Source organism: Kitasatospora sp. NPDC001309 (genome assembly GCF_042896295.1).
Classification (GTDB): Bacteria; Actinomycetota; Actinomycetes; order Streptomycetales; family Streptomycetaceae; genus Kitasatospora.
Map to the genome: position 1 here is coordinate 80,165 of NZ_JBIAXC010000004.1, position 21,177 is coordinate 101,341.

The window sequence follows — 21,177 nt, forward strand, 5'->3', positions numbered from 1 at the left end:
AGGCTTGGTGGGTAAGGGAGTTGGCAGGCCCGGAGCGAGGGACCGAAGCGAGGGCCCGATCCGCCGGGGGCCGATCCGCCGGGGGCTGGTCCGCCGGGCCGTCCGCCGGGCTAGTCCGCGGGGCGCAGCAGCTGGCGGCCGAAGGGCTCGGCCCCGGTGTCCACCGCCCGGCCGCGCAGCCAGGTGGTGCGCACGGCGCCGCTCAGGGTCCGTCCGGCGTACGGGGTGACCGGGTTGCGGTGGTGCAGCTCGCCCGCGTGGACGGCGAACTCCCCGTCGGGGTCGAAGGCGACCAGGTCGGCGTCGCAGCCCGCCGCGATGGCGCCCTTGGTGCCGGTGAGGCCGACCAGTTCGGCCGGTCCGGCGGACATCCAGCGCACCACGTCGGCGAGCGTGTGGCCGCGTCGGCGGGCCTCGGTCCAGATGGCGGGCAGGCCCAGCTGGAGCGAGGCGATGCCGCCCCAGGCCGCCGCGAAGTCGCCGCTGCCGCCGAACTCGGGCAGCAGCTTGAGGTCGGGGGTGGACGGCGAGTGGTCCGAGACGACGGCGGTGAACTCGCCGTCGGCCAGGGCCTGCCAGAGGGCGTCCCGGTTGGCCTCGTCGCGGATCGGCGGGCAGCACTTGAAGGCGGTGTCGCCGTCGGGCACCTGCTCGGCGGCGAGCGTCAGGTAGTGCGGGCAGGTCTCGGCGGTGACCCGCACGCCCGCCTCGCGGGCCCGGCGCAGCAGGGGCAGCACGGCCGCCGAGGAGACGTGCAGGATGTGCACCCGGGCACCGGTGCGCCGGGCCGTGTCGAGCAGGTGGGCGACCGCGGCGGTCTCCGCGCCGGCCGGGCGGGAGGCGAGGAAGTCCCGGTAGTGGACGCCGGGTTGCTGCGGCGCGGCGGCCAGCACGGCCGGGTCCTCGGCGTGGATGATCGCCAGTGCCCCGATCCGGGCCTGCTCGGCCAGCGCGGCCTCCAGGTCGGCGGCCTCGACGTGCGGGAACTCGTCGACGCCGGACGGGGCGAGGAAGCTCTTGAAGCCGAACACGCCCGCCCGGTGCAGGGGTTCGAGGTCCGGGACGTTGCCGGGCACGGCCCCGCCCCAGAAGCCGAGGTCGACCCAGGCCTGGCCCTCGGCGGTCTTCCGCTTGACGTCCAGCCCCGCCACCGTGGTGGTGGGCGGTACGGAGTTGAGCGGCATGTCGATGATCGTGGTGACGCCGCCGGCCGCGGCGGCCCGGGTGGCGGTGGCGAAGCCCTCCCACTCGGTCCGGCCGGGCTCGTTGACGTGTACGTGGGTGTCGACCAGGCCGGGCAGCAGCGCGGTGTCGCCGAGGTCGACGAGGTCGCTGTCGCCGACCACGAGCGATCCGTGGGCGGCGACCTGCTCGATCCTGCCGTCCCGGATCAGCACGTCCGCGGGGCGCTCGCCCTCGGGCAGCACCGCCCGGCGGGAGCGGATCACCGCTGGCTGGCTGATCGGCATGGGGACCTCCGGAACCTGGGAGTTGGGGGTGGCGGAACACGGGTGGGGTCGAAGGATTGCCGGGAGCCTAGGCCCGCCTTCAACAAAACGTCAATGGAGGAACGTACGAGGGCTCAGCCCGGCAGCAGCTCCACGGCCAGCCGCTCCCCCGCCACCTCGGCCAGCTCGCCGGCCCTGGTCATGCTGTCCCCCGGCTGCTCGGCCAGGTCGGTGAGGGCGACCGCGGCGGTGAAGCCGGCCGCCCGCCACTCGGGCTCGGACAGCTCCAGCCGACCCGCCACGGCGGCCACCCGAACCCCCGCCCGGGCAGCCGCCGCGGCGACTCCGGCGGGGGCCTTGCCATGGAGCGTCTGAGCGTCCAGGCAGCCCTCACCGGTGACGACGAGGCGTGCCCCACGCACGGCCTCGTCGAAACCCAGCAGTTCGAGCAGCAGCTCGATACCGGGTCGCATGGTGGCGCCGAGCAGGGCGAGGGCGGCGAAGCCCACCCCGCCCGCGGCCCCGGCGCCGGGGGCCTCCCGCACGTCCCGACCGGTCACCGCGGCCACCCGGTCGGCGAAGCGGGTCAGCCCCTGCTCCAGGACCACCAGGTCGTCGCCGTCGGCGCCCTTCTGCGGGCCGTAGACGGCGGTGGCGCCGCGCGGGCCCAGCAGCGGGTTGTCCACGTCGCAGGCGACCACGACGTCCACCCCGGTCAGCAGCTCGGCCAGCGGGCCGAGGTCGATCCGCTCCAGGCGGCGCAACGAGGCTCCGCCGGGCGGAAGTTCGACGTCGTCGGCGTCCCGCAGCCGGACCCCGAGCGCCTGCACCATGCCGGCCCCGCCGTCCGTGCAGGCGCTGCCGCCGAGGCCGAGCACGATCCGCTTGGCACCCATCGACACCGCGCGGGCGATCAGCTGGCCGACGCCGTAGGAGCCGGCCGCGAGCGGGGCGGTCCGGCCGCCGGGCAGCCGGGCGAGCCCGGAGGCCTGGGCCAGTTCGACCACGGCGGTGTCGCCGCGGACGGCCAGCGCGGCGTCCACCGGCAGGCCGGTCGGACCGGCCACCTTGGCCGGGACGCGGTCGAACCCGGCCGCGAGCGCCGCGGCCAGGGTGCCCTCACCGCCGTCGGCGACGGGCAGTTCGCGCACGTCGGCGCCGGGTGCGGCACGCCGGATGCCGGCGGCGATCCGGGCGGCGACCTCGGCACCCTCCAGGGTGCCCTTGAACTTGTCCGGCGCTACGACCACGTGGCCCTTGAGGGGGGTGGGGGGCATCGGTGGTCCTCACTTCCGTGCGGGTCGGGCGGTGTTCCACGAACATGGGTCCGGACAAGCATGGGTCCGGTGGCACCGGGGTTGCGACCCCCCTGGCCGGGCGGTGCGGCCCGGCCCGGGGCCGGACTCCCGCGGGAGCGCCGGTCCCGGAGGATCGTCGCTTCCGTGGGAGCGCCGGTCCCGTAGGGGGTGCGACCCCCTCCCCGCCGTTCCCCTCGACCCGCTTCCGACGTTCGAGGGGCTCCCCTCGGCGAGGAGGGGGCCAGGCGACGCACCGCTGGCACGACCGAAGTGCCCCCGGGGGAGGGTGTGTGCGTCACCGGCTTGGATCGACCGGCGGGCGGGCGGATGAGCCCCTGCCCGCACGCCGGTCGGGTCTGGCCTCCTGGTGGCGCGGGCACGACCGGATCAGGTACACGCCACCAGGAGGAGTCTGTGGGGCCTCGACCCCTCGGGTCAGGCGACCTCGCGGCCCGAGAGCCGCTCGACGCCGCGCAGCAGCGCCGAGTGGTCGAGCGAACCGTCGCCGTTGGCCCGGGCGGAGGCGACCAGCTGGGCGACCACGGCGCCGACCGGCAGCGCGGCGCCCACGGCGCGGGCGGCGTCGGTGACGATGCCCATGTCCTTGTGGTGCAGGTCGATCCGGAAGCCGGGGGCGAACTCGCGGTTGAGCATGTTCGCCTTCTTGCGGTTGAGCACCGTGGAGCCGGCCAGGCCGCCGCCGAGCACGTCCAGCGCGGCCGCGAGGTCGACGCCGGCGTTCTCCAGGAACACCACGGCCTCGGCGAGCACCTGGATGTTGACCGCGACGATCAGCTGGTTGGCGGCCTTGACGGTCTGGCCGGCGCCGTCGGGGCCGACGTGGACGACCGTGGTGCCGAGCGCGTCGAACAGCGGCTTCGCCTCGGCGAAGTCCGCCGCCTCGCCGCCCACCATGATCGACAGCACCGCCTCGACCGCACCGGCCTCGCCGCCGGAGACCGGGGCGTCCAGGGTGCGCACGCCCTTCTCCCGGGCGGCCTTGCCGACCTTGATGGAGGTCTGCGGGGTGATCGAGGACATGTCGATCACCAGGGTGCCGGCCTGGACGTTCTCCAGGACGCCGCCCTCACCGAGGATGACCGCCTCGACGTGCGGGTCGGCCGGGACCATGGTGATGACGACCTCGGCGTCCTTCACCGCGTCGGCGATGCTGGCGGCGCCGTGGCCGCCGGCCGCGATCACGGTGTCGATAGAGGCCTGGGAAAGGTCGAAGCCGGTCACGTGGTGGCCGGCCTTGACCAGGTTGACGGCCATGGGCTTGCCCATGATGCCGAGGCCGACGAAGGCAATCTTGCGGGAGGCGCTCATCGCGTCGGGTTCCTTACGTGTACGGGTGGGGAGGGGTGACGGGCCGGACGGGCGCCGCGGTACGCCGCGTACCCGGGCCGGACGGGCGCCGGGGGCGCCGGGTCGGCCGGCGGAGTGGGCGCCGGCGGAGTGGGCGCCGGGTCAGCGGGCGGCGCGCAGCTCGCGCGGCAGCCAGTCGAAGCTGTCGGCGCTGACGCCGGTGGAGGGGCGGTACTCCAGGCCGATCGAGCCGCTGTAGCCGGCCGCGCTGAGCCGGGTGAACAGGTCCTCGAAGTCCAGCCCGCCGGTGCCGGGCTCGTTGCGGCCCGGGTTGTCGGCGATCTGCACGTGGCCGATCCGGTCGGCGTAGGTGTCGATGACGGCCGCCAGGTCCTCGCCGTTCTTGGCCAGGTGGTACAGGTCGCAGAGGAACCTGGCGTTCCCCAGGCCGGTGGCGGCGTTGACCTTGTCGACCACCTCGACCGCGGCGGCCGCGGAGACCAGCGGGTAGTCCGGGGACTCGGCCGCGTTGAGGGCCTCGATCAGCAGGACGGCACCGATCTCGTGGGCCGCCCGGGCCGCGAGCACCAGGTTCTCCAGTGCGACCGCGTCCTGCTCGGCCGGCTCGACGCCCTCGACCCGGTTGCCGTACAGCGCGTTGAGCGCGGTGGCACCGAGCGAGGCGGCCAGTTCCGCGGCGACCGGGACGTTGGCCCGGAAGCGCTCCCGCTCGGACGGGACCGAGACGGTTCCCCGGGCGCCCTGGCTGAGGTCGTCCAGGAAGTTGAGGCCGGTGAGCCGGACGCCCGCGTCACTGAACGCCTTGCGCAGCGCGTCGAGTTCGGCCCGGCCCGGGCTGTGCTCGGTGCCGAAGGGCCACCAGAGTTCGGCGGCCGTGAAGCCGGCCGCGGCGGCGGCCGCGGGGCGCTCCAGCAGCGGGAGTTCGCCGAACAGGATCGACAGGTTGACCGTGAAGCCGTGCTTGGCAGCCGCCGTCACGTCCATCACCTCTCACTCTCTCTTCCTTCATCCGCAACTTCCACGATCCGGAAGAGGGATTCTGTGTAGTGGAAGCATCTCCGGCCCGCCGAGCGGGTGTCAAGGCTGCCGCAACATTTTGTTGAAGTGGCTCCGAGGGGTCCGCCCACCGGCCCCGCGACTGTTCGATCGCCCAGGCCCTGCCCCCGCCCACCCCCGCTCGCTAGAGTGAGCGGGTGCGATTGATGGTGGAGTTCACGACAGAACCGTTCGAACTGGACACGTTCCCCGAGCACGCCGCGACGGCCCGCAAGGTCGTCGACGAGGCCGGCCTGGACGTGGCGGTCGGCCCCTTCGGGACCGGCGCCGAGGGCGAGGCCGACCAGGTCCTCGCCGCGGTGACCCGGCTGCTCCGGGAGACCCTGGACGCCGGGGCGACCCGCATCTCCGTCCAGGTGAGCGTGCTGGGAGAGGAGGGCGGTACGCCGTGACCGAGCACGTGGAGCACCCGCTCGCCGCGGCGGTCAAGCCGCTGCTGGACGCGGTCGGCGCGACGCCCGTCCCACTGGACGAGGCGAAGGCCGAGGACGTCGTCCTGGAGTGGGAGGGCACCCCGGCCCTGGCCGTCCGGCTGCCGCACCTGAGCAGTGCGCTGGACCGGCTGCTGGCCGAGATGGCCCGCCAGTTCGACGGCCGCCCGCTGGCCGAGCTGGACCGCTGGGAGAAGCAGCGGGTCGTCGCCCTCCTGGAGGAGCGCGGCGCCTTCACCGTCCGCCACGGGGTCGAGACGGTCGCCTCGGCCCTGGGCGTCAGCCGCTTCACCGTGTACAACTACCTGAACCGCCAGGACGGCACGAAGCCGTCCTGAGCGCGACTCGCGGGCTCCCCGCGAAGAGCTCGCGAGGAACCCACGAGGGGTTCGCGGACGGGTGACCCCGCCGCTGTGGACAGTCTCGACCGGCCCACGGCGGGGCACACTTGGCGAATCGCACACGAAAGGGCCCCGCAGCGCGGCCCGGTTCAAAACGTAACCACCAAGGGTTCAACAAACTGTTGACGGCAGGGTGGGGCCGATCTAGCTTTTCCGGGTGGCACCACTCTTCAGGAGGTCCACTCGTGACCAACCACCCCCACGCCCTCGACTCCCTGGCCGCGGCCGATGCCGCGAAGCTGGAGGAGATCCTGCTGGAGGTATGCTCCAGCCCCCGCTGGGCCGCCGCCGTCGCACAGACCCGACCCTGGCCCAGCCGTGAGGCCCTGCTCGCCGCCAACGCGGCGGCCATGGCCGCGCTGACCGTCGCGGACCTGCGCGACGCGATGGCCGGACACGCCCGGATCGGCCGGCCCAAGGAGGGCGACGCCACCTCCGAGCGCGAACAGGCCGGCATCCAGGGCGTGGACCGGGCGGTCCTCGACGAACTGCACGAGGCCAACACCGCCTACGAGGCGAAGTTCGGCCACGTGTTCCTGATCTGCGCGACCGGCCGCACCGCGGTCACCATGCTCACGGCCCTGCGCGAGCGCCACCCCAACGACCCCGCCACCGAGGCGGAGATCGTCCGGGGCGAGCTGCGCAAGATCAACGACATCCGGCTGAGCCGCCTCCTCGACGGTTCCTGACGCATCGTCAAGAATGCTCGGCAGGAAGGGCGTCCCATCCCGGACGCCCCACCTCGGACGTGCGCTCCGCGCGATCTGACGCACCATCACCTCTGCCATCAGTAAGGTCACCTCACCCATGACTGGCATCTCCACCCACGTGCTCGACACCAGCCTCGGCCGCCCGGCCGAGGGCGTCCCGGTCGAGCTCGCACTGCACACCGAGGGTGGCTGGCAGGTGCTCGGCACCTCCGCCACGGACTCCGACGGCCGGGTCAAGGACCTCCCGGCCGTGGAGGCGGGCTCGGTCGTCCGGCTGCTCTTCGACACCGGCGCTTACTACGCGCGGGGGTCCGCGGAGCCGCCGTTCTTCCCCGAGGTCTCGATCGTCTTCACGGTCGCGCCCGAGCAGCACCACTACCACGTGCCGCTGCTGCTGAACCCGTTCGGATACTCGGTCTACCGCGGAAGCTAGTGGACCGACCTGGAAGCTTAGGAGCCTGTCATGGCCCACGTGCTCGGTCAGAACCAGTACGGCAAGGCGGAGAACCGCATCGTCCGGGTCTACCGCGACTCCACCCGGCACGAGATCAAGGACCTGAACGTCTCGGTCTCCCTCCAGGGCGAGTTCGAGGACGTCCACCTCACCGGGTCGAACGCCAACTGCCTTCCCACCGACACCACCAAGAACACCGTGTACGCCTTCGCCAAGGAGTACGGCATCGACTCGGCCGAGGCCTTCGGCATCCTGCTGGCCCGGCACTTCGTCGACGACACCGAGCGCGGCGTCGTGCACAGCGCCCGGATCCGGATCGAGGAGTACGCCTGGGACCGGATCAGGACGCCGGACAGCTCGGCCCGGTTCATCGGCTCGGAGGAGGTCGGCCACTCCTTCGTCCGCACCGGCCAGGAGACCCGCACCACCGAGATCGTCTACGACGGCGAGACGGTGCAGGTCATCTCCGGCCTCAAGGACCTCATCGTCATGAACTCCACCAACTCGGAGTTCTGGGGCTACATCAAGGACAAGTACACCACCCTCCAGGAGGCGTACGACCGCATCCTCGCCACCCAGGTCACCGCCCGCTGGAAGTACGGCTACAGCGGTCGCGACGGCGAGGCCCAGCCCAACTGGAACCGCTCCTACACCCACGTGAAGCGGCACATGCTGGAGGCGTTCGCCGAGACCTACTCCTACTCGCTGCAGCAGACCCTGCACGCGATGGGCACCCGGGTCCTCAACAACCGCGCCGAGGTGGACGAGGTACGCCTCGAACTGCCCAACAAGCACCACTTCCTCGTCGACCTGGAGCCGTTCGGCCTCAAGAACGAGAACGAGGTCTACTACGCCGCGGACCGCATGTACGGCCTGATCGAGGGCACCGTGCACCGCGAGGGCGTCGTCCCGGTCATCCCGGTCGCCTGACCTCCCCCACCCCGCTCACCCCACCCCATGGACTCCGCCCGGAATCGCCGCACCCTCCGGCCCGCTCGGGCCGGTCGAGTTCGGGCGGACCGCACCACCATCGCCACCCGCACCACCATCGCCACTCGTACCACCGCACCACGCTCCACCTGTTTCTCCACCCCCACCAACCGGAGTTCGTGCTCGCCTCGCGGCGGCCGGCCCGGGGCACTGGAGAAGCGTCCCGAGGGATCCTTGCTCCGCCGTCCCGCCCTCGGGGGATCTCCAGCGCCACGGGCGCGCCGGGAGCCACGGGCACAAGAGGGGCTCGACATGGCACCCAGCAACACCAGCAGTAACGACGGCGGTTCCACCCCTGCAAGAACCCCAGGCCCGGACGGTACGTCGACCCGCCTGCCCGGCGGGCCGTCCGGGTCCGGGACCCACCCCGTGGACGAGGTGCTGCCCCCGGTGAAGCTGTTCTCCACCGGGCTCCAGCACGTCGCCGCGATGTACGCGGGAGTCGTCGCACCCCCGCTCATCGTCGGCGCCGGCGTCGGACTCTCCGCCACCGACCTCGCCCTGCTCATATCGGCCAGCCTGTTCACCGCCGGACTGGCCACCCTGCTCCAGACCCTCGGCATCTGGAAGATCGGCGCACGACTGCCGTTCGTGAACGGCGTGTCGTTCGCGGGCGTCGCGCCCATGATCGCCATCGCCAAGGAACACGGACCGAAGGACGCCCTCCCGGTGATCTTCGGCGCGGTGATCGTCGCGGGGGCCCTGTGCTTCCTCGCGGCGCCGTACTTCTGCAAGCTCATCCGGTTCTTCCCCCCGGTCGTCCAGGGCACCGTGATCACCCTCATCGGGGTGTCCCTGCTCCCGGTGGCGGTGAACTGGGCGCGCGGCGGCTCGCCGGGCGCCCCCGGGTACGGCTCCGTACGGGCCGTCGGCCTCGCCGCGATCACCCTCGCCGCGGTGGTGCTCTGCAACCGGCTGCTGCGCGGCTTCTGGCAGCAGCTGTCCCTGCTCATCGGCTTGGCGTTCGGCACCCTGGTCGCCTTCCCGCTGGGGCTGGCCGACTTCGGCGCGGTCCAGGACGCGAAGGTCTTCGCGCTCCCGTCCCCGTTCCACTTCGGCGCGCCCGCCTTCGACGCGGCCGCGATCGTCTCGATGTGCATCGTCATGGTGGTCTCGATGACCGAGTCCACCGCCGACATGCTCGCCCTCGGCAAAATCGTCGAGCGCGAGGCCGACGAACCCACGCTCGCCGCCGGCCTCCGGGCCGACGGACTGGCCACCGCGCTCAGCCCCGTCTTCAACGGCTTCGCCGCCAGCGCCTTCGCCCAGAACATCGGGCTGGTGGCGCTGACCAAGATCCGCAGTCGCTTCGTGGTCGCGGCCGGCGGAGGCATCCTGATCCTGCTGGGACTCTTCCCGGTCCTCGGCTCGGTCGTCTCGCTGGTGCCGCAGCCCGTTCTCGGCGGTGCCGGGATCGTCCTCTTCGGCACGGTCGCGGCGAGCGGGATCCGCACCCTCGCGGAAGCCGGCATGGAGTCCAGCGCCAACACCATCCTGGTGTCGGTCTCGCTCGGGGTCGGCATCATCCCGATCGCCGTACCCACCTTCTACGACGCCTTCCCGGAGGCGGTCCGGACCCTGATGCACTCGGGGATCTCGGCCGGCTGCGTGATGGCCGTCCTGCTCAACCTGCTGTTCCACCACGTCGGAACCGCCCGCCGGTCCGCATCGCAGTCCAGGTCCGGCGAGGCCCCCGGCGCGACGGTGCCGACGGCGACACCGTCCTGACCGGTCCGGGCAGGGGCGCACACCACTCGGTGCGCGCCCCTCCTGGCCCTCCCCCATAGGAGTGACACCATGGCAGTCCAGCCCCCGCCCGCCGACCAGCGGATCGTGATCGAGAACGTCGCGATCGCCACGGTCGACGCCGTCGACACCGAGTACGCCCGCGGCCACGTGGTCATCCTCGGCAACCGGATCGAATCCGTCGGCAACGGCCCCGCCCCGGCGTGGCTGGACAACGTGGTGCGCCGGATCAACGGCGAGGGCCACCTGCTCACCCCCGGCCTGGTCAACACCCACCACCACTTCTACCAGTGGATCACCCGCGGCCTCGCCCAGGACAACATCCTCTTCGACTGGCTGGTCGCCCTCTACCCGACCTGGGCCCGGATCGACGACAAGCTCGTGCACGCCGCCAGCCAGGGCTCGGCCGCCGCCCTGCTCAAGTCCGGCTGCACCACCGCCTCGGACCACCACTACGTCTTCCCCAAGGACGGCGGCGACATCCTCGGCGCCTCGATCGAGGCCGTCCAGGAGCTCGGCCTGCGCTTCACCGCGCTGCGCGGCTCGATGGACCGCAGCAAGAAGGACGGCGGACTGCCGCCGGACCACGCCGTCGAGGAGCTGGACGACATCCTGGCCGCCTCCGAGGCCGCCGTCGACCGCTACCACGACTCCTCCTTCGGCTCGATGCTGCACGTCGCGCTGGCGCCCTGTTCGCCCTTCTCGGTCTCCACCGACCTGCTCCGCCAGTCCGCCGAACTCGCCCGCCGCAAGGGCGTCCGGCTGCACACCCACGGCTCCGAGACGGCCGAGGAGGAGCAGTTCTGCAAGGAGCTGTTCGGCATGGGGCCGACCGACTACTTCGAGTCCGTCGGCTGGCTCGGCGAGGACGTCTGGATGGCGCACTGCGTCCACATGAACGACTCCGACATCGCCAAGTTCGCCGAGACCGGCACCGGCGTGGCGCACTGCCCCTCCTCCAACGCCCGCCTGGCCGCCGGGATCGCCCGGGTGCCCGACATGCTCAAGGCCGGCGTACCGGTCGGGCTCGGCGTCGACGGCACCGCCTCCAACGAATCCGGCGAGCTGGGCACCGAGCTGCGCAACGCGCTGCTGATCAACCGGCTGCACGGCTCCCCGACCGCGCTGACCGGGCGCCAGGCGCTGCGGCTGGGCACCATGGGCGGCGCCCGGGTGCTCGGGCGGCAGGCCGAGATCGGCTCCATCGAGGCCGGCAAGCTGGCCGACCTGGCGCTGTGGAAGATCGACGGGGTCATGCACTCCTCGATCGCCGACCCGGTCGCGGCCCTCACCTTCGGCGCCCTGCCGCCGCTGGCGACCCTGTTCGTCAACGGCAACGCCGTCGTCGAGAAGGGCGAGCTGACCACCGTCAACGAGGACCGGATCGCGCGTGCCTGCGCCCGCGCGGCCAAGGAGCTCGCCTCCCGGCCCGTCTGACGGTCCGCCGGGCGGGCCGGAGCTGCCCTCCGGCCCGCCCGGCCCACTGGTTCCGGAGCGCGCCCAGGGACGGTGCGTGACCCGGACTCCGTACGCCCGTCCGGGCGTGCGGACCGCGGCCCCGAACCCACGGCGAGGGTTCGGGGCCGCGGCGTGCCCGGGGCGGGGGGAGGGTGCGGGGGGAGGGCGCGGGGGGACAGGGGGCGGCGGAAGGCAGACAGCGAACAGCGAACAGCGAACGGATCACAGATGACAACTTTCATCATCTGTGATCCGTTCGCTGTCTTCTGTTATCTGTTCGCTGTCGGCCCGGCTGTCTCAGGCCGTGCGCCCCAGCGTCGCCAGGTAGGCCCGCCAGCCGCCGTGGTGGGTGATCTCGCGGTGCACCCCGCGCTCGACCTCGCCGCGGGCGAGCAGCATCGAGAAGCACGCGGAGCCGTCCTCCAGCTCGATCACACCGAGCTCCAACTCCCTGGGCTCGCCGGGCAGGATGACGTCCCGCAGGCGCTCCAGGCTGACCTCGTACAGCTCGCCCTCGATCGCGGTGTCGACGGACGGGTCGGCCAGCAGTCCCGGGCAGACGTCCGTGCCGCCGCTGTGGTCGATGGAGAAGAAGCGGTAGCCGGCCGCGGTGCGGGCCGGGCCGATGAGGGCGTCGGCGACCTTCTCGTGGAACGGTCCGCCGACCATCGCCTGGCCGTTGAAGAAGATGCGTGCCATCGGTGAACTCCTCAGGAGGGTAAGGCCGTACGAAGAAAAAGACCGTTCCGCACGGCGACGAGAGGACAGGTGGATTCGTCGCCGTACGGAACGGAGCAAAGGGCGGCGGAACTGCTACGGCCCGGCAGGCGGCAGCGGTGGCGCCGGTGGGTAGATTGGTGCTCAGCCCAGCAGGGGAAGCGCGGGGAGGGTCAGGAAGTCCGCGAACTCCTCGGCCAGGGCGACCTGTTCGAAGAGCTGGGCGGCCTCGCGCCAGCGGCCGGCCCGGTAGGCCTCGTCGCCGAACTCGGCGCGCAGCTCGGCCAGTTCGGTGGCGACCAGGGTGCGGACCAGCTCGGCGGTGGCCTTCTCGCCGGTGTCGGACAGCACGACCCCGTTGTGGATCCACTGCCAGATCTGCGAGCGCGAGATCTCGGCGGTGGCGGCGTCCTCCATCATGTTGAAGATGCCGACCGCACCGAGCCCGCGCAGCCAGGCCTCGATGTAGCGGAGGCCGACCTGGACGGCGTTGTGCAGTCCGGCCCGGGTGCAGGTGCCCCCGGCACCGGCGATGTCGAGCAGTTCGACGGCGGTGACCGGCTCGGCGGGGCCCGGGTTGTCCTTCTGGTTGGGCCGCTCGCCGAGCACCGCGTCGAAGGAGGCCCGGGCGACGGGGACGAGGTCCGGGTGGGCGACCCAGGAGCCGTCGAAGCCGTTGCCGGCCTCGCGGTCCTTGTCCGCCTTGACCTTCTCCAGCGCGGCGGCGTTGACCTCCGGGTCCCTGCGGCTGGGGATGAACGCGGCCATCCCGCCGATCGCGTGGGCGCCGCGCTGGTGGCAGGTCCGCACCAGCAGCCGGGTGTAGGCGGCCATGAACGGCGAGGCCATGGTGACGCTGTTGCGGTCCGGGAGGATGTAGTGCTCGCCGGCGTCGCGGAAGTTCTTGACGATCGAGAACAGGTAGTCCCAGCGCCCGGCGTTGAGGCCGGCCGCGTGGTCGCGCAGCTCGTAGAGGATCTCGTCCATCTCGAAGGCCGCGGTGATGGTCTCGATCAGCACGGTGGCCCGGACGGTGCCGTGCGGGATGCCCAACTCGGCCTGGGCGTGGGTGAACACGTCGTTCCAGAGCCGGGCCTCGAGGTGGCTCTCGGTCTTCGGCAGGTAGAAGTACGGGCCGGAGTTGGGGTCCTCGGCGCCCTTGGCGATGAGCCGGGCCGCGTTGTGGAAGAAGTACAGGCCGAAGTCGACGAACGCGCCGGCTACCGGGACGCCGTCGACCAGCAGGTGGTTCTCGTCCAGGTGCCAGCCGCGCGGGCGGACCACGACGGTGGCGAGTTCGGCGGCGGGCTTGAGGGTGTAGGCCTTGCCGGCCGAGCTGGTGAAGTCGATCCGGCCCTCGAAGGCGTCGATCAGGTTGACCTGGCCGCTGACCACGTTCTCCCAGGTCGGGGAGGTGGCGTCCTCGAAGTCGGCGAGCCAGATCCTCGCCCCGGAGTTGAGCGCGTTGATGACCATCTTGCGGTCGGTGGGCCCGGTGATCTCGACCCGGCGGTCCCGGAGGGCGCGCGGCGCCTCGGCGACCTTCCAGTCGCCGGCCCGGACGTCGGCGGTCTCGGGGAGGAAGTCCAGCGTGCCGGTGCGGGCGATCTCCGCGCGTCGGCTCTTCCGCCTCGCCAGGAGCTCCTGTCGACGGCCCTCGAAGGCGCGATGGAGGCCCACGACGAAGGCGACCGCCTCCGGGGTGAGCACCTCCTCGGCCCGATGGACGCGCGGTCCGGCGACAGTGACGACCGGAGCGGCGGGGGAGGCGCCGACGGGCCCCTGAGCTGCAGCCATGAGCAGGACACTCCTAAGACGGTTGAGCCTGGCGAAGGGAGCTCCGGTGGGAACTTCCTCGGGAACTTCCTCGATCGTTACCCGCCTGTCGGCGGGTTCGATTCTGTAAGGTGGAGACTAGTTTCCGCGATACAGAATTTCAACGGTTTGTTGAAGAGGTCGCCGGGACTCTACTCCTCCCCGACAGCGAAGGGAACGCCGGTGGTTGCGACCCCCGACACAGCATCGACGACAGGCGCCGACCGCGCGAGCGGCGGCGTGCAGTCCGTCGAGCGCGCCTTCCAACTCCTGGAGGCGCTGGCCGACTCGGGCGGCGTGGCCACTCTCAGTGAGCTCTCCACCAGCTCCGGCCTCCCGATGCCGACCATCCACCGACTGGTTCGTACCCTCGTCCAGCAGGGCTATGTCCGCCAGGACACCGCGCGCCGCTACACCCTCGGCCCCCGGCTGATCCGGCTCGGCGAGACCGCCGGCCGCCTGCTCGGCAGCTGGGCCCGCCCGTACCTGGCCGAACTCATGGAGGCCACCGGCGAGACCGCCAACCTCGCGGTACTGGAGGGCGGTGAGGTGGTGTACGTCGGGCAGGTGCAGTCGCGGCGCTCGATGCGGATGTTCACCGAGGTCGGCCGGCGGGTGCAGCCGCACTGCACCGGCGTCGGCAAGGCGCTGCTCGCCCAGCTCCCCGAGGACGAGGCGCGCGCGGTCCTGGGCCCCAACCCGCTGCCCGCCCACACCGAGTACACCCTCACCGACCCGCAGGAGCTGATGGACCAGCTCGCCGAGGCGCGCGAGCGCGGGTACGTGGTCGACGACCAGGAGCAGGAGATCGGCGTCCGCTGCATCGCCCTCGCCGTCCCGGGCGCGCCGACGCCCACCGCGCTCTCCGTCTCCGGCCCGGAGGCCCGGATCCGGGCACTGGAGGAGCAGGCGGGGGCGTCCGCACTGGTGCCGGTGATGCACCAGATCGCGGCCCGGCTGGGGCAGGTCCTGGCACCCTGACGCTCCGTCAACCGCCTTGACCGGCAAGAGCGATCGGGCCATGACCGGTGCCCCCGCCGTTCGAGTGGCGGTGGGCGAGTTGCGGCGCCCTCGCGGCGGCGGCTCGGACACCCTGGTGCGGACGCGGCCCGCGACGGTGCGGGCCGCCGGAGCACGGGAGCAGGGTGAACGGCGTGGAGCAGCACGGAGTACGGGGCGGCGCGGGGCGCAGGAGGTTCGGCCGGGCCGGATTGCTGGCGGCGGTGACGGCGGGCTGCGCGGTGGCCGCGCTGGCCGCCGGGCCCTCCTGGGCGGTGCGGCACCCGGTGCCGCGCCCGGATCTGGGAACCGTCGCGCCGGGGGCGCCCGAGGCGTCCACTCTGCCCGCCGTGGTCGCCAAGACGTCCCGCTCCCACCTGGAGGTGGTCCGGATCGACCCGGATCCGGCGCCGCCCGGCGGCGCCACCACGATCCACGCCTTCGTCGCCAATCTCGGCCCGGACACCACCGCCTCACCGCTCACGATCACGGTCACCCTGCCGAACGGGGTGACCCCGGAAGGCCCGTACTACCCCGAGGACTGTGCGGTCATCTCGCGCGGCCGGCAGGTGCGCTGCGTGTTCGGTCCCGGGCTGCCGGACGGGCGCACCGTGACCGCCCTCGTCCCGGTCCGGCTCTCCGACAAGCTCCCACTCGGGGTCCTGGAGGGCGGCTCGGTCGAGGTGCGCAGCGCGGACGACCCCGGCGGCAGGGGCCACCGGGAGGAGTTCGACATCAAGGTCGTCGAGACGACCGGCGACTGACGCGACGGATCGCCCCACCGGTCACCGGCCGCCGGCGAGCGGCTGCCGGGCCTCCGATGACCGGTGGGGCGGGCTCGTGGTTACCGGTAGACGCGGACGTATTCGGCGGCCATGGTGATCGGGGTGTTCCCCTGCGGGGCCGGGTGGTACTTGCCGGCGCTCACCGAGAGGTTGAGGATCAGGTACGCCGAGAAGTTGGCCCCGACGCCCTTGCCGTCCGAGAACACCTTGACGCCGTTGACGTACCAGTCCACCGAGTTGGCGCCGTAGTAGGTGCCGATGGTCACCCACTGGTCGGTGCCGATGGCGCTCGCGTCGGTGTAGTAGTCGGGGTTGCCGGGGTTGACGTGGTTGGTCAGCTCCAGCAGGTTCGGGTTGTCGGGGTGGTACTCGAAGGAGTCGATCTCCCCGTTGCCGTTCTTCCAGGTCCACAGGGCGGGCCAGGCGCCGGTGCCGGCGGGCAGCTTGACCCGGGTCTCGGCGTAGTCGCCGGTCTTGACCTGGAAGCCCTCGGCGGAGCCCTCGGTGGTCAGGAAGCCGGTGTTCCAGGACTGCTTGCCGTTCTCCAGCGTCGGCCCGCCCGGGGTGGCGGTGAAGGTGGCGACGCCGTTCGCGACGGTGACGTTGTCCTTGTTCAGCCAGTCGAGCTTGTTGTCGTCCGGGTTGTGGTTCCCGTACTTGTACGAGGTGCTCTTGTCGCCGACCCAGCGCTGGCCCCAGTTGATCGGGCCGTTGAACTCGTCGGACCAGGTCAGCGACTTGCCGGCGATCGGGGAGGACGGCGCCGGGGTCGTCGGGGTGGCCGTGGCGGTGGGGGTCGGCGTCGCGGTCGGGCTCGCGGTGGGGGACGCGGTCGCGGTGGGCTTCGCCGTCGGGCTCGCGGTCGCGGTCGGGGAGGGGGTGGGCTTCGCCGTCGGGGTCGCCGTCGGGGACGGAGCCGGCGTGGGCGAACCCGTGGCCGAGACCACCAGCTGCTGCGAGGGCAGGTTGTGCCAGGCGCCGCCGAGGTCCTGCCAGAAGCCGAACTGGGTGTACGCCCCGGCGGCCAGGGTGCGGGCGGCGCTGGTGTAGGTGAGTCCGCCGGGGCAGATCTGCACGTTGCTCGCGTTGCCCGGGAAGTCCAGGTTGGTGCCGCGCGCGTCACGGACGCCGACGCCGACGGTCTTGGCGGTGAAGCAGGACGAGGAGTGCAGGGCCAGCGAGGCGGTGCCGGCCCTGCCGGCGACCATGGTGGCGGGGGCGAGCCGGTCCTGGGTGACGGTCGGGCCGGTGGCGGCCTGGGCGCCGGAGACGGACGGCAGGCCGAGCAGGCCGGCGCCGGTGATGGCGAGCGCCCCGGTCGTGGCGAGGGCGGCGTTGCGGCCGCGGTGGGACGGACGGGCGTGGCGGGGCGCGCGACGGCGCCGGGCAGGCTGGTGCATGGGGGTCCTCTGCCACGCCTGCGAGGTGAGCTGTCGGATTCGGGCTGCAGTTGCCCGGCCGCCTGTGGAGCGGCTTCACCCCTAGCCACGCCCCGCACGCTGGTGCGTACGGGCCGGGCGCTGACCTTGGTTCCCCCGCTCCCGTCCGCTGTGGTGCTCGGGTACTCGCCGGCGGGTGGACGGGACTCGGCGTCCCGGCGGCGGGGTCCGCGACAGCGGACGACGACTGCAGGCTAGGCAGGCCGTCCGTGGACGGACAACCTCATGGGGCCGGTTGTCGCGCAGCTCACAGTGGTGTCGATCAACGACGCTGCGTGGCGGCCGAGTTGATCAATGGAGCCGACGCCGACCCGCGGCCCCGCCGGGCCCGCCCGGGATGGGGGTCACACACGGTGCGCGGCGCGGCGGTGGCGGACCGTGTGTGACCGCCGTGGCGTGGAGCCGCCCGAGTCCGCCCCATCGGATAAATTGGAGCCCTGGGATTTTCCGCGGTGCACAAGAGCACCGGCCGGAGCCGTACGACCCGTCCCCCGTTCCAGAGAAGAGGTTCCGCCCCACCATGACCGCGTCCCTGCCCGCCTTCGCCGGCCGTACCTACGTCTTCCGGGCCGACAACGGCGCGGCCTTCCGCAACTCCTACTCGGCCGACGGCACCCGGCTGCGCTGGGAGGGCCTCGGTGAGTCGGCGGGCCAGTGGGAGGACGTGCGGCTGCACGTCGCCGAGGTCGCGCCGGAGATCTACTTCATCAGCTGGACGGAGCAGAGCGGGATCACCGTCAGTCACGTGATGGACCTCAACGCGCTGACCGTACGGGCCTTCTGGACCTTCGAGGGCGAGGGCGGCCGGGTCGGCCAGCTGCACACCGGGACGCTGGAACGGGTCGCCTGACCGGCGCCGGAACGCACCGAACCCCCGGGAGCCGAGGCTTCCGGGGGTTCGGTGCGTTCCGCGGGCGGCGCCGTCAGACGGTCTGGCCCGGGTGGCCCGGCTGGTTCGGGACCTTGAGGTGCTGGGACAGCCACTCCAGCGAGGACGGCAGCAGGGCGCTCCAGGTCTCGAAGTTGTGGCCGCCGTTCTCGAGCATGCTGTAGGAGACCTTCATCGGGCTCCTCGCGGCGTCGATGAACGCCTCGGTGTCGTGCTTGTAGTTGCCGTCGCCCTTCTTGGTGCCGGCCAGCAGCACGGAGACGTCCGGCTGCGGCATGTTCTTCAACCGCCACATCAGGTCGGCCTCGTCGCGGCGCTGCTTGCTGCCGCCGAAGAGGTCGCCGGTGGTCGGGTCGTCGGCCGCCTCGTAGTACCCGGACAGGGACACGGCGGTCGGGAAGACGTCCGGGTGGCGCATGGCCAGCTTGAGCGCGCAGTAGCCGCCGGTGGAGTTGCCCATGAAGGCCCAGGCCCGGGGGTCGGCCGAGACCCGGTAGCTGGCCTGGATCGCCGACGGGACGTCCTTGGTGAAGTACGTGTCGGACTGGGCGCCGCCCGGGATGTCCTCGCACTCGGTGTCCTGCGGCAGGGCGGGCGAGGGACGCATCAGGACCATGACGGTCGGCTGCATCCGGCCCTCCTGCAGCAGCTTGAGCGCGGCGCCCGGGTAGTTGAAGCGGGTGATCAGGTTCTCGGCGATTCCTGGGAATCCGGTGCTGACGATCACGGCCGGGAACTGCTTCTGCGCGTACTCGGGCTGGAAGTACTGCGGCGGCAGGTAGACGAAGCCCTCGGTCGACAGCCGGCTCTCCTTGCCGTCGATCCGGACCTTGCGGATCTCGCCGGACTGGCCGGGCTCACGGCCCATCGCGCCGCCGCCCTTGACCGACGCCTGGCCTATGGTCTCGACCAGCAGTCGGCCGGAGGCGTCCGCCTTGTTGTGGATGACGACCGGGCCGGTGCTGCCCGTGCCCATCAGGTCGTCCCAACTGCTGTAGAAGGCGAAGTAGTTGTTCGCCACCAGCCCGAGCGCGGCGAGCACCGCCAGCTGGGTCGCGAGCAGCGCGCCGATCCGGCCGAGCACCGCCTGCCAGCTCTTCCGGGCGAGTCTGGGCCAGAGCCAGACCGTGCCGACCATCACCACGACCGCCATCAGCACGGCCAGTGCCAGCACCTTGTGGCTCGTCAGACCCATGTTCCAGTTGCTCCCACGCCTCGAACTCCCGCCCCCTCCGCTCAGGGACATCCGAGGAGGTCACCCCGGTTCCCCCACCGGGGCGCGCGCACCAACCCTAGCGGGAGCTGGGAGGAAGCTGATCGGGGGCTGTGGGCAAGCGGCGAACAGATGACAGATTTCAACTTTCAGATAACAGATGACAGCGAACGGATAACAGATAACAGATTTCGAAAGTTGTTCTCTGTCATCTGTTCGCCGCTATCTGTTATCCGTCATCCGGCTGCTGTCACCTGTCCGCTGTCATCCGCTCACCGCTGGGTCGCTACTCCCCCGTCGGCCGGGCCCACAGGCGCAGCCCCGCCGTGAGTTCGCGCATGCAGCGGGCGCCGAGGTCCTGCGGGGACCCGGGGCCGGTGACGGCGGCATCGGAGCCGGCCCACTGCTCCAGGGCCACCCGGATCGCCGCCGTGGCCGCCGCCGCGGCCAGCCGGACCTCCAGCGGATCGGCGCCGTCCGGACAGCAGGCGGCCAGCACGCCCCGCAGCCGCGCCTCCGACGCGGCATGGACCCGCTGCCAGGTGCCGTCCAGCCGCGGGTCGCGCAGCAGGTCGCGGGTCCAGTGCATCGCCTCGACGGCCTCGTCGTCGGCCGGGGTGAGCGACTCGACTGCCGAGCGCTCCAGCGCCTCGCGCAGCGGGACGTCCGCCGGACTCTCGGCCAGCAGGTCCACCCAGCGCTGCCCGCCCGCCGCCAGCAGCGGGGCGACGGCGTCCTCCTTGACGGAGAAGTAGCGGTAGAAGGTGCGCAGCGAGATGCCCGCGGCGGCGGCGATCTCCTCGGCGGTGGTCGCCTCGGCGCCCTGCGCGGCGAAGAGCGCGGCGGCGGTGCGGGCGATCTCCAGCCGGGTGGCGTCACGGCGGCGCTGGGTCAGGGTCGGGCGTCCGGTCACAGGGGTCAGCGTACGCAAGCGATCACGGTCCCGACGCATCGCGCCCAGGTGGCACATCGAGCCTTCTTGGCACAACGTGCCACATGGGCGTACCGTGTCTCTTAAGGTCGAGAGAGCACGAACGAAGGAGTACCACCATGGAGCGCTTCAGCGGACGGAACGTCCTGATCACCGGCGGCGGCTCTGGCATCGGCCAGGCGACCGTGCACCGGATCCTCGCCGAGGGCGGGAAGGTCGTCGCCGTCGACGTCAACGAGGACGGCCTGAAGAAGACCCTGGACCGCGCGACCGCCGAGGGCACCGCCGACCGCCTGACGATCCAGGTCCTGGACATCTCGGACGAGGCCGCCGTGGTGGCGGGCGTCGCCGAGGCCGTCGCGGGCCTGGGCGGTCTGGACGTCCTGGTCAACGCGGCCGGCATCCTCCGCTCCTCGCACACCCACGAGACCACGCTGGAGTTCTGGAACAAGCTCCTCGCGGTGAACCTGACCGGCACCTTCCTGATGACCCGCGAGGTGCTCCCCGCGCTGCTCGCCACCGGCAAGGGCGTGGTGGTCAACTTCTCCTCCACCTCCGCGAGCTTCGCCCACCCCTACATGGCCGCGTACGCCGCGACCAAGGGCGGCATCCAGTCCTTCACCCACGCGATCGCCTCGGAGTACTCGAAGCAGGGCCTGCGCGCGGTCTGCGTCGCACCGGGCAGCATCGACAGCGGCATGACCAACAACCCGGGCCTGCCCGCCGACGCCGACTTCACCCTGCTGGCCAAGCTCTCCCCCGCCCTCGGACACGGCTTCGCGGGCCCGGACACGGTGGCCGGCGTGATCGCGATGCTGGCCTCCGACGACGGCGCCTTCGTCACCGGCACCGAGCTCCGGATCGACGGCGGCACCCACATGTGAGCCCCCGGTCCGGTCGCCGGCGGGGTCCGTGCCCTCCCCCATCGGGCACGGGCCCCGTCGGCGTCCTCGTTCTCGGGCGCCGTTGTTCGCAGGCGCCGTCGTTCACAGGCGCCGTCGTTCACAGGCGTTGTCGACCGGTCCGGCCGGGGTGCCGCCGGGCAGGGCCACCGGGTGGAGGTCCGGA

Annotated in this window: 20 protein-coding genes and 1 riboswitch; of the genes, 11 read left to right on the forward strand and 9 right to left on the reverse strand. The window is 72.2% G+C overall.

The genetic code is table 11. The features are described 5' to 3' along the window. Positions 1-110: 110 nt before the first annotated feature. From allB to ACFY2K_RS05715, 4 genes are all read right to left on the reverse strand, one after another. On the reverse strand, positions 111-1,469 hold the full coding sequence (gene allB, locus ACFY2K_RS05700) for an allantoinase AllB (RefSeq protein WP_380529154.1): 1,359 nt from the start codon (positions 1,467-1,469) through the stop codon (positions 111-113). Between the two features lie 113 nt (positions 1,470-1,582). Beyond that, on the reverse strand, positions 1,583-2,725 hold the full coding sequence (locus ACFY2K_RS05705; protein ID WP_375891453.1) for a glycerate kinase: 1,143 nt from the start codon (positions 2,723-2,725) through the stop codon (positions 1,583-1,585). Between the two features lie 456 nt (positions 2,726-3,181). Further along, entirely contained in the window at positions 3,182-4,075 is an 894-nt protein-coding gene (locus ACFY2K_RS05710) for a 2-hydroxy-3-oxopropionate reductase (RefSeq protein ID WP_380404843.1), read from the reverse strand. Between the two features lie 141 nt (positions 4,076-4,216). Then, positions 4,217-5,059 (reverse strand): TIM barrel protein, encoded by an 843-nt coding sequence (locus ACFY2K_RS05715; RefSeq protein ID WP_380593701.1) that lies wholly within the window; start codon positions 5,057-5,059, stop codon positions 4,217-4,219. Between the two features lie 218 nt (positions 5,060-5,277). Between ACFY2K_RS05715 and ACFY2K_RS05720 the strand changes: the two genes are divergently transcribed. The 7 genes from ACFY2K_RS05720 to ACFY2K_RS05750 all read left to right on the forward strand — a co-directional run bounded on the left by ACFY2K_RS05720 (position 5,278) and on the right by ACFY2K_RS05750 (position 11,300). Further along, positions 5,278-5,523, forward strand: coding sequence for a thiamine-binding protein (locus ACFY2K_RS05720; protein WP_375891475.1), 246 nt, complete (start codon positions 5,278-5,280; stop codon positions 5,521-5,523). Continuing rightward, positions 5,520-5,900: a helix-turn-helix domain-containing protein gene (locus ACFY2K_RS05725; protein WP_375891450.1), complete on the forward strand. Its 381-nt coding sequence runs from the start codon at positions 5,520-5,522 to the stop codon at positions 5,898-5,900. Before ACFY2K_RS05720 ends, ACFY2K_RS05725 begins: the two co-directional genes overlap by 4 nt. A 248-nt stretch (positions 5,901-6,148) precedes the next feature. Further along, positions 6,149-6,652, forward strand: coding sequence for a 2-oxo-4-hydroxy-4-carboxy-5-ureidoimidazoline decarboxylase (gene uraD, locus ACFY2K_RS05730; RefSeq protein ID WP_375891449.1), 504 nt, complete (start codon positions 6,149-6,151; stop codon positions 6,650-6,652). Positions 6,653-6,770: 118 nt separating this feature from the next. Beyond that, positions 6,771-7,106: a hydroxyisourate hydrolase gene (uraH, locus tag ACFY2K_RS05735; RefSeq protein ID WP_375891448.1), complete on the forward strand. Its 336-nt coding sequence runs from the start codon at positions 6,771-6,773 to the stop codon at positions 7,104-7,106. A 30-nt stretch (positions 7,107-7,136) separates the two neighbouring features. Continuing rightward, complete coding sequence (gene pucL, locus ACFY2K_RS05740; protein ID WP_375891447.1) at positions 7,137-8,057, forward strand: factor-independent urate hydroxylase; 921 nt, start codon at positions 7,137-7,139, stop codon at positions 8,055-8,057. Positions 8,058-8,369: 312 nt separating this feature from the next. Next, the gene (locus tag ACFY2K_RS05745; protein WP_375891446.1) at positions 8,370-9,845 is read left to right on the forward strand and encodes a nucleobase:cation symporter-2 family protein; all 1,476 of its coding nucleotides are present in this window, start codon (positions 8,370-8,372) and stop codon (positions 9,843-9,845) included. A gap of 69 nt (positions 9,846-9,914) precedes the next feature. Further along, positions 9,915-11,300 carry an 8-oxoguanine deaminase gene (locus ACFY2K_RS05750; RefSeq protein ID WP_375891445.1) on the forward strand — a complete coding sequence of 462 codons (1,386 nt, stop codon included), beginning with the start codon at positions 9,915-9,917 and terminating at the stop codon, positions 11,298-11,300. Between the two features lie 318 nt (positions 11,301-11,618). Here ACFY2K_RS05750 and ACFY2K_RS05755 read toward each other — a convergent pair whose 3' ends face one another. Next, positions 11,619-12,020 carry a gamma-glutamylcyclotransferase gene (locus ACFY2K_RS05755; protein ID WP_380521132.1) on the reverse strand — a complete coding sequence of 134 codons (402 nt, stop codon included), beginning with the start codon at positions 12,018-12,020 and terminating at the stop codon, positions 11,619-11,621. Positions 12,021-12,182: 162 nt separating this feature from the next. Next, positions 12,183-13,835, reverse strand: coding sequence for a malate synthase A (aceB, locus tag ACFY2K_RS05760; RefSeq protein WP_387709778.1), 1,653 nt, complete (start codon positions 13,833-13,835; stop codon positions 12,183-12,185). A gap of 201 nt (positions 13,836-14,036) precedes the next feature. Here aceB and ACFY2K_RS05765 point away from each other — a divergent pair, with 201 nt between their 5' ends. Together ACFY2K_RS05765 and ACFY2K_RS05770 are read left to right on the forward strand one after the other, a co-directional pair. Beyond that, positions 14,037-14,834, forward strand: a complete 798-nt coding sequence (locus ACFY2K_RS05765; RefSeq protein WP_375891442.1) for an IclR family transcriptional regulator — start codon at positions 14,037-14,039, stop codon at positions 14,832-14,834. Between the two features lie 173 nt (positions 14,835-15,007). Continuing rightward, positions 15,008-15,616, forward strand: coding sequence for a hypothetical protein (locus tag ACFY2K_RS05770; protein ID WP_387709781.1), 609 nt, complete (start codon positions 15,008-15,010; stop codon positions 15,614-15,616). Between the two features lie 80 nt (positions 15,617-15,696). Here the strand turns inward: ACFY2K_RS05770 and ACFY2K_RS05775 are convergent, their stop codons facing one another. Continuing rightward, positions 15,697-17,037 (reverse strand): hypothetical protein, encoded by a 1,341-nt coding sequence (locus ACFY2K_RS05775; protein ID WP_387709782.1) that lies wholly within the window; start codon positions 17,035-17,037, stop codon positions 15,697-15,699. A gap of 7 nt (positions 17,038-17,044) precedes the next feature. Continuing rightward, positions 17,045-17,152, reverse strand: a riboswitch (cyclic di-AMP (ydaO/yuaA leader). 444 nt (positions 17,153-17,596) lie between these two features. Between ACFY2K_RS05775 and ACFY2K_RS05780 the strand changes: the two genes are divergently transcribed. Then, on the forward strand, positions 17,597-17,926 hold the full coding sequence (locus ACFY2K_RS05780) for a MoaF N-terminal domain-containing protein (protein ID WP_223243450.1): 330 nt from the start codon (positions 17,597-17,599) through the stop codon (positions 17,924-17,926). Between the two features lie 73 nt (positions 17,927-17,999). Here the strand turns inward: ACFY2K_RS05780 and ACFY2K_RS05785 are convergent, their stop codons facing one another. After that, positions 18,000-19,160 carry an alpha/beta hydrolase gene (locus ACFY2K_RS05785; protein WP_380644517.1) on the reverse strand — a complete coding sequence of 387 codons (1,161 nt, stop codon included), beginning with the start codon at positions 19,158-19,160 and terminating at the stop codon, positions 18,000-18,002. 304 nt (positions 19,161-19,464) lie between these two features. Next, positions 19,465-20,091, reverse strand: coding sequence for a TetR/AcrR family transcriptional regulator (locus ACFY2K_RS05790; RefSeq protein ID WP_387709784.1), 627 nt, complete (start codon positions 20,089-20,091; stop codon positions 19,465-19,467). Between the two features lie 137 nt (positions 20,092-20,228). Here ACFY2K_RS05790 and ACFY2K_RS05795 point away from each other — a divergent pair, with 137 nt between their 5' ends. After that, positions 20,229-20,993: an SDR family NAD(P)-dependent oxidoreductase gene (locus tag ACFY2K_RS05795; protein WP_387709786.1), complete on the forward strand. Its 765-nt coding sequence runs from the start codon at positions 20,229-20,231 to the stop codon at positions 20,991-20,993. The last annotated feature ends 184 nt before the right edge of the window (positions 20,994-21,177 follow it).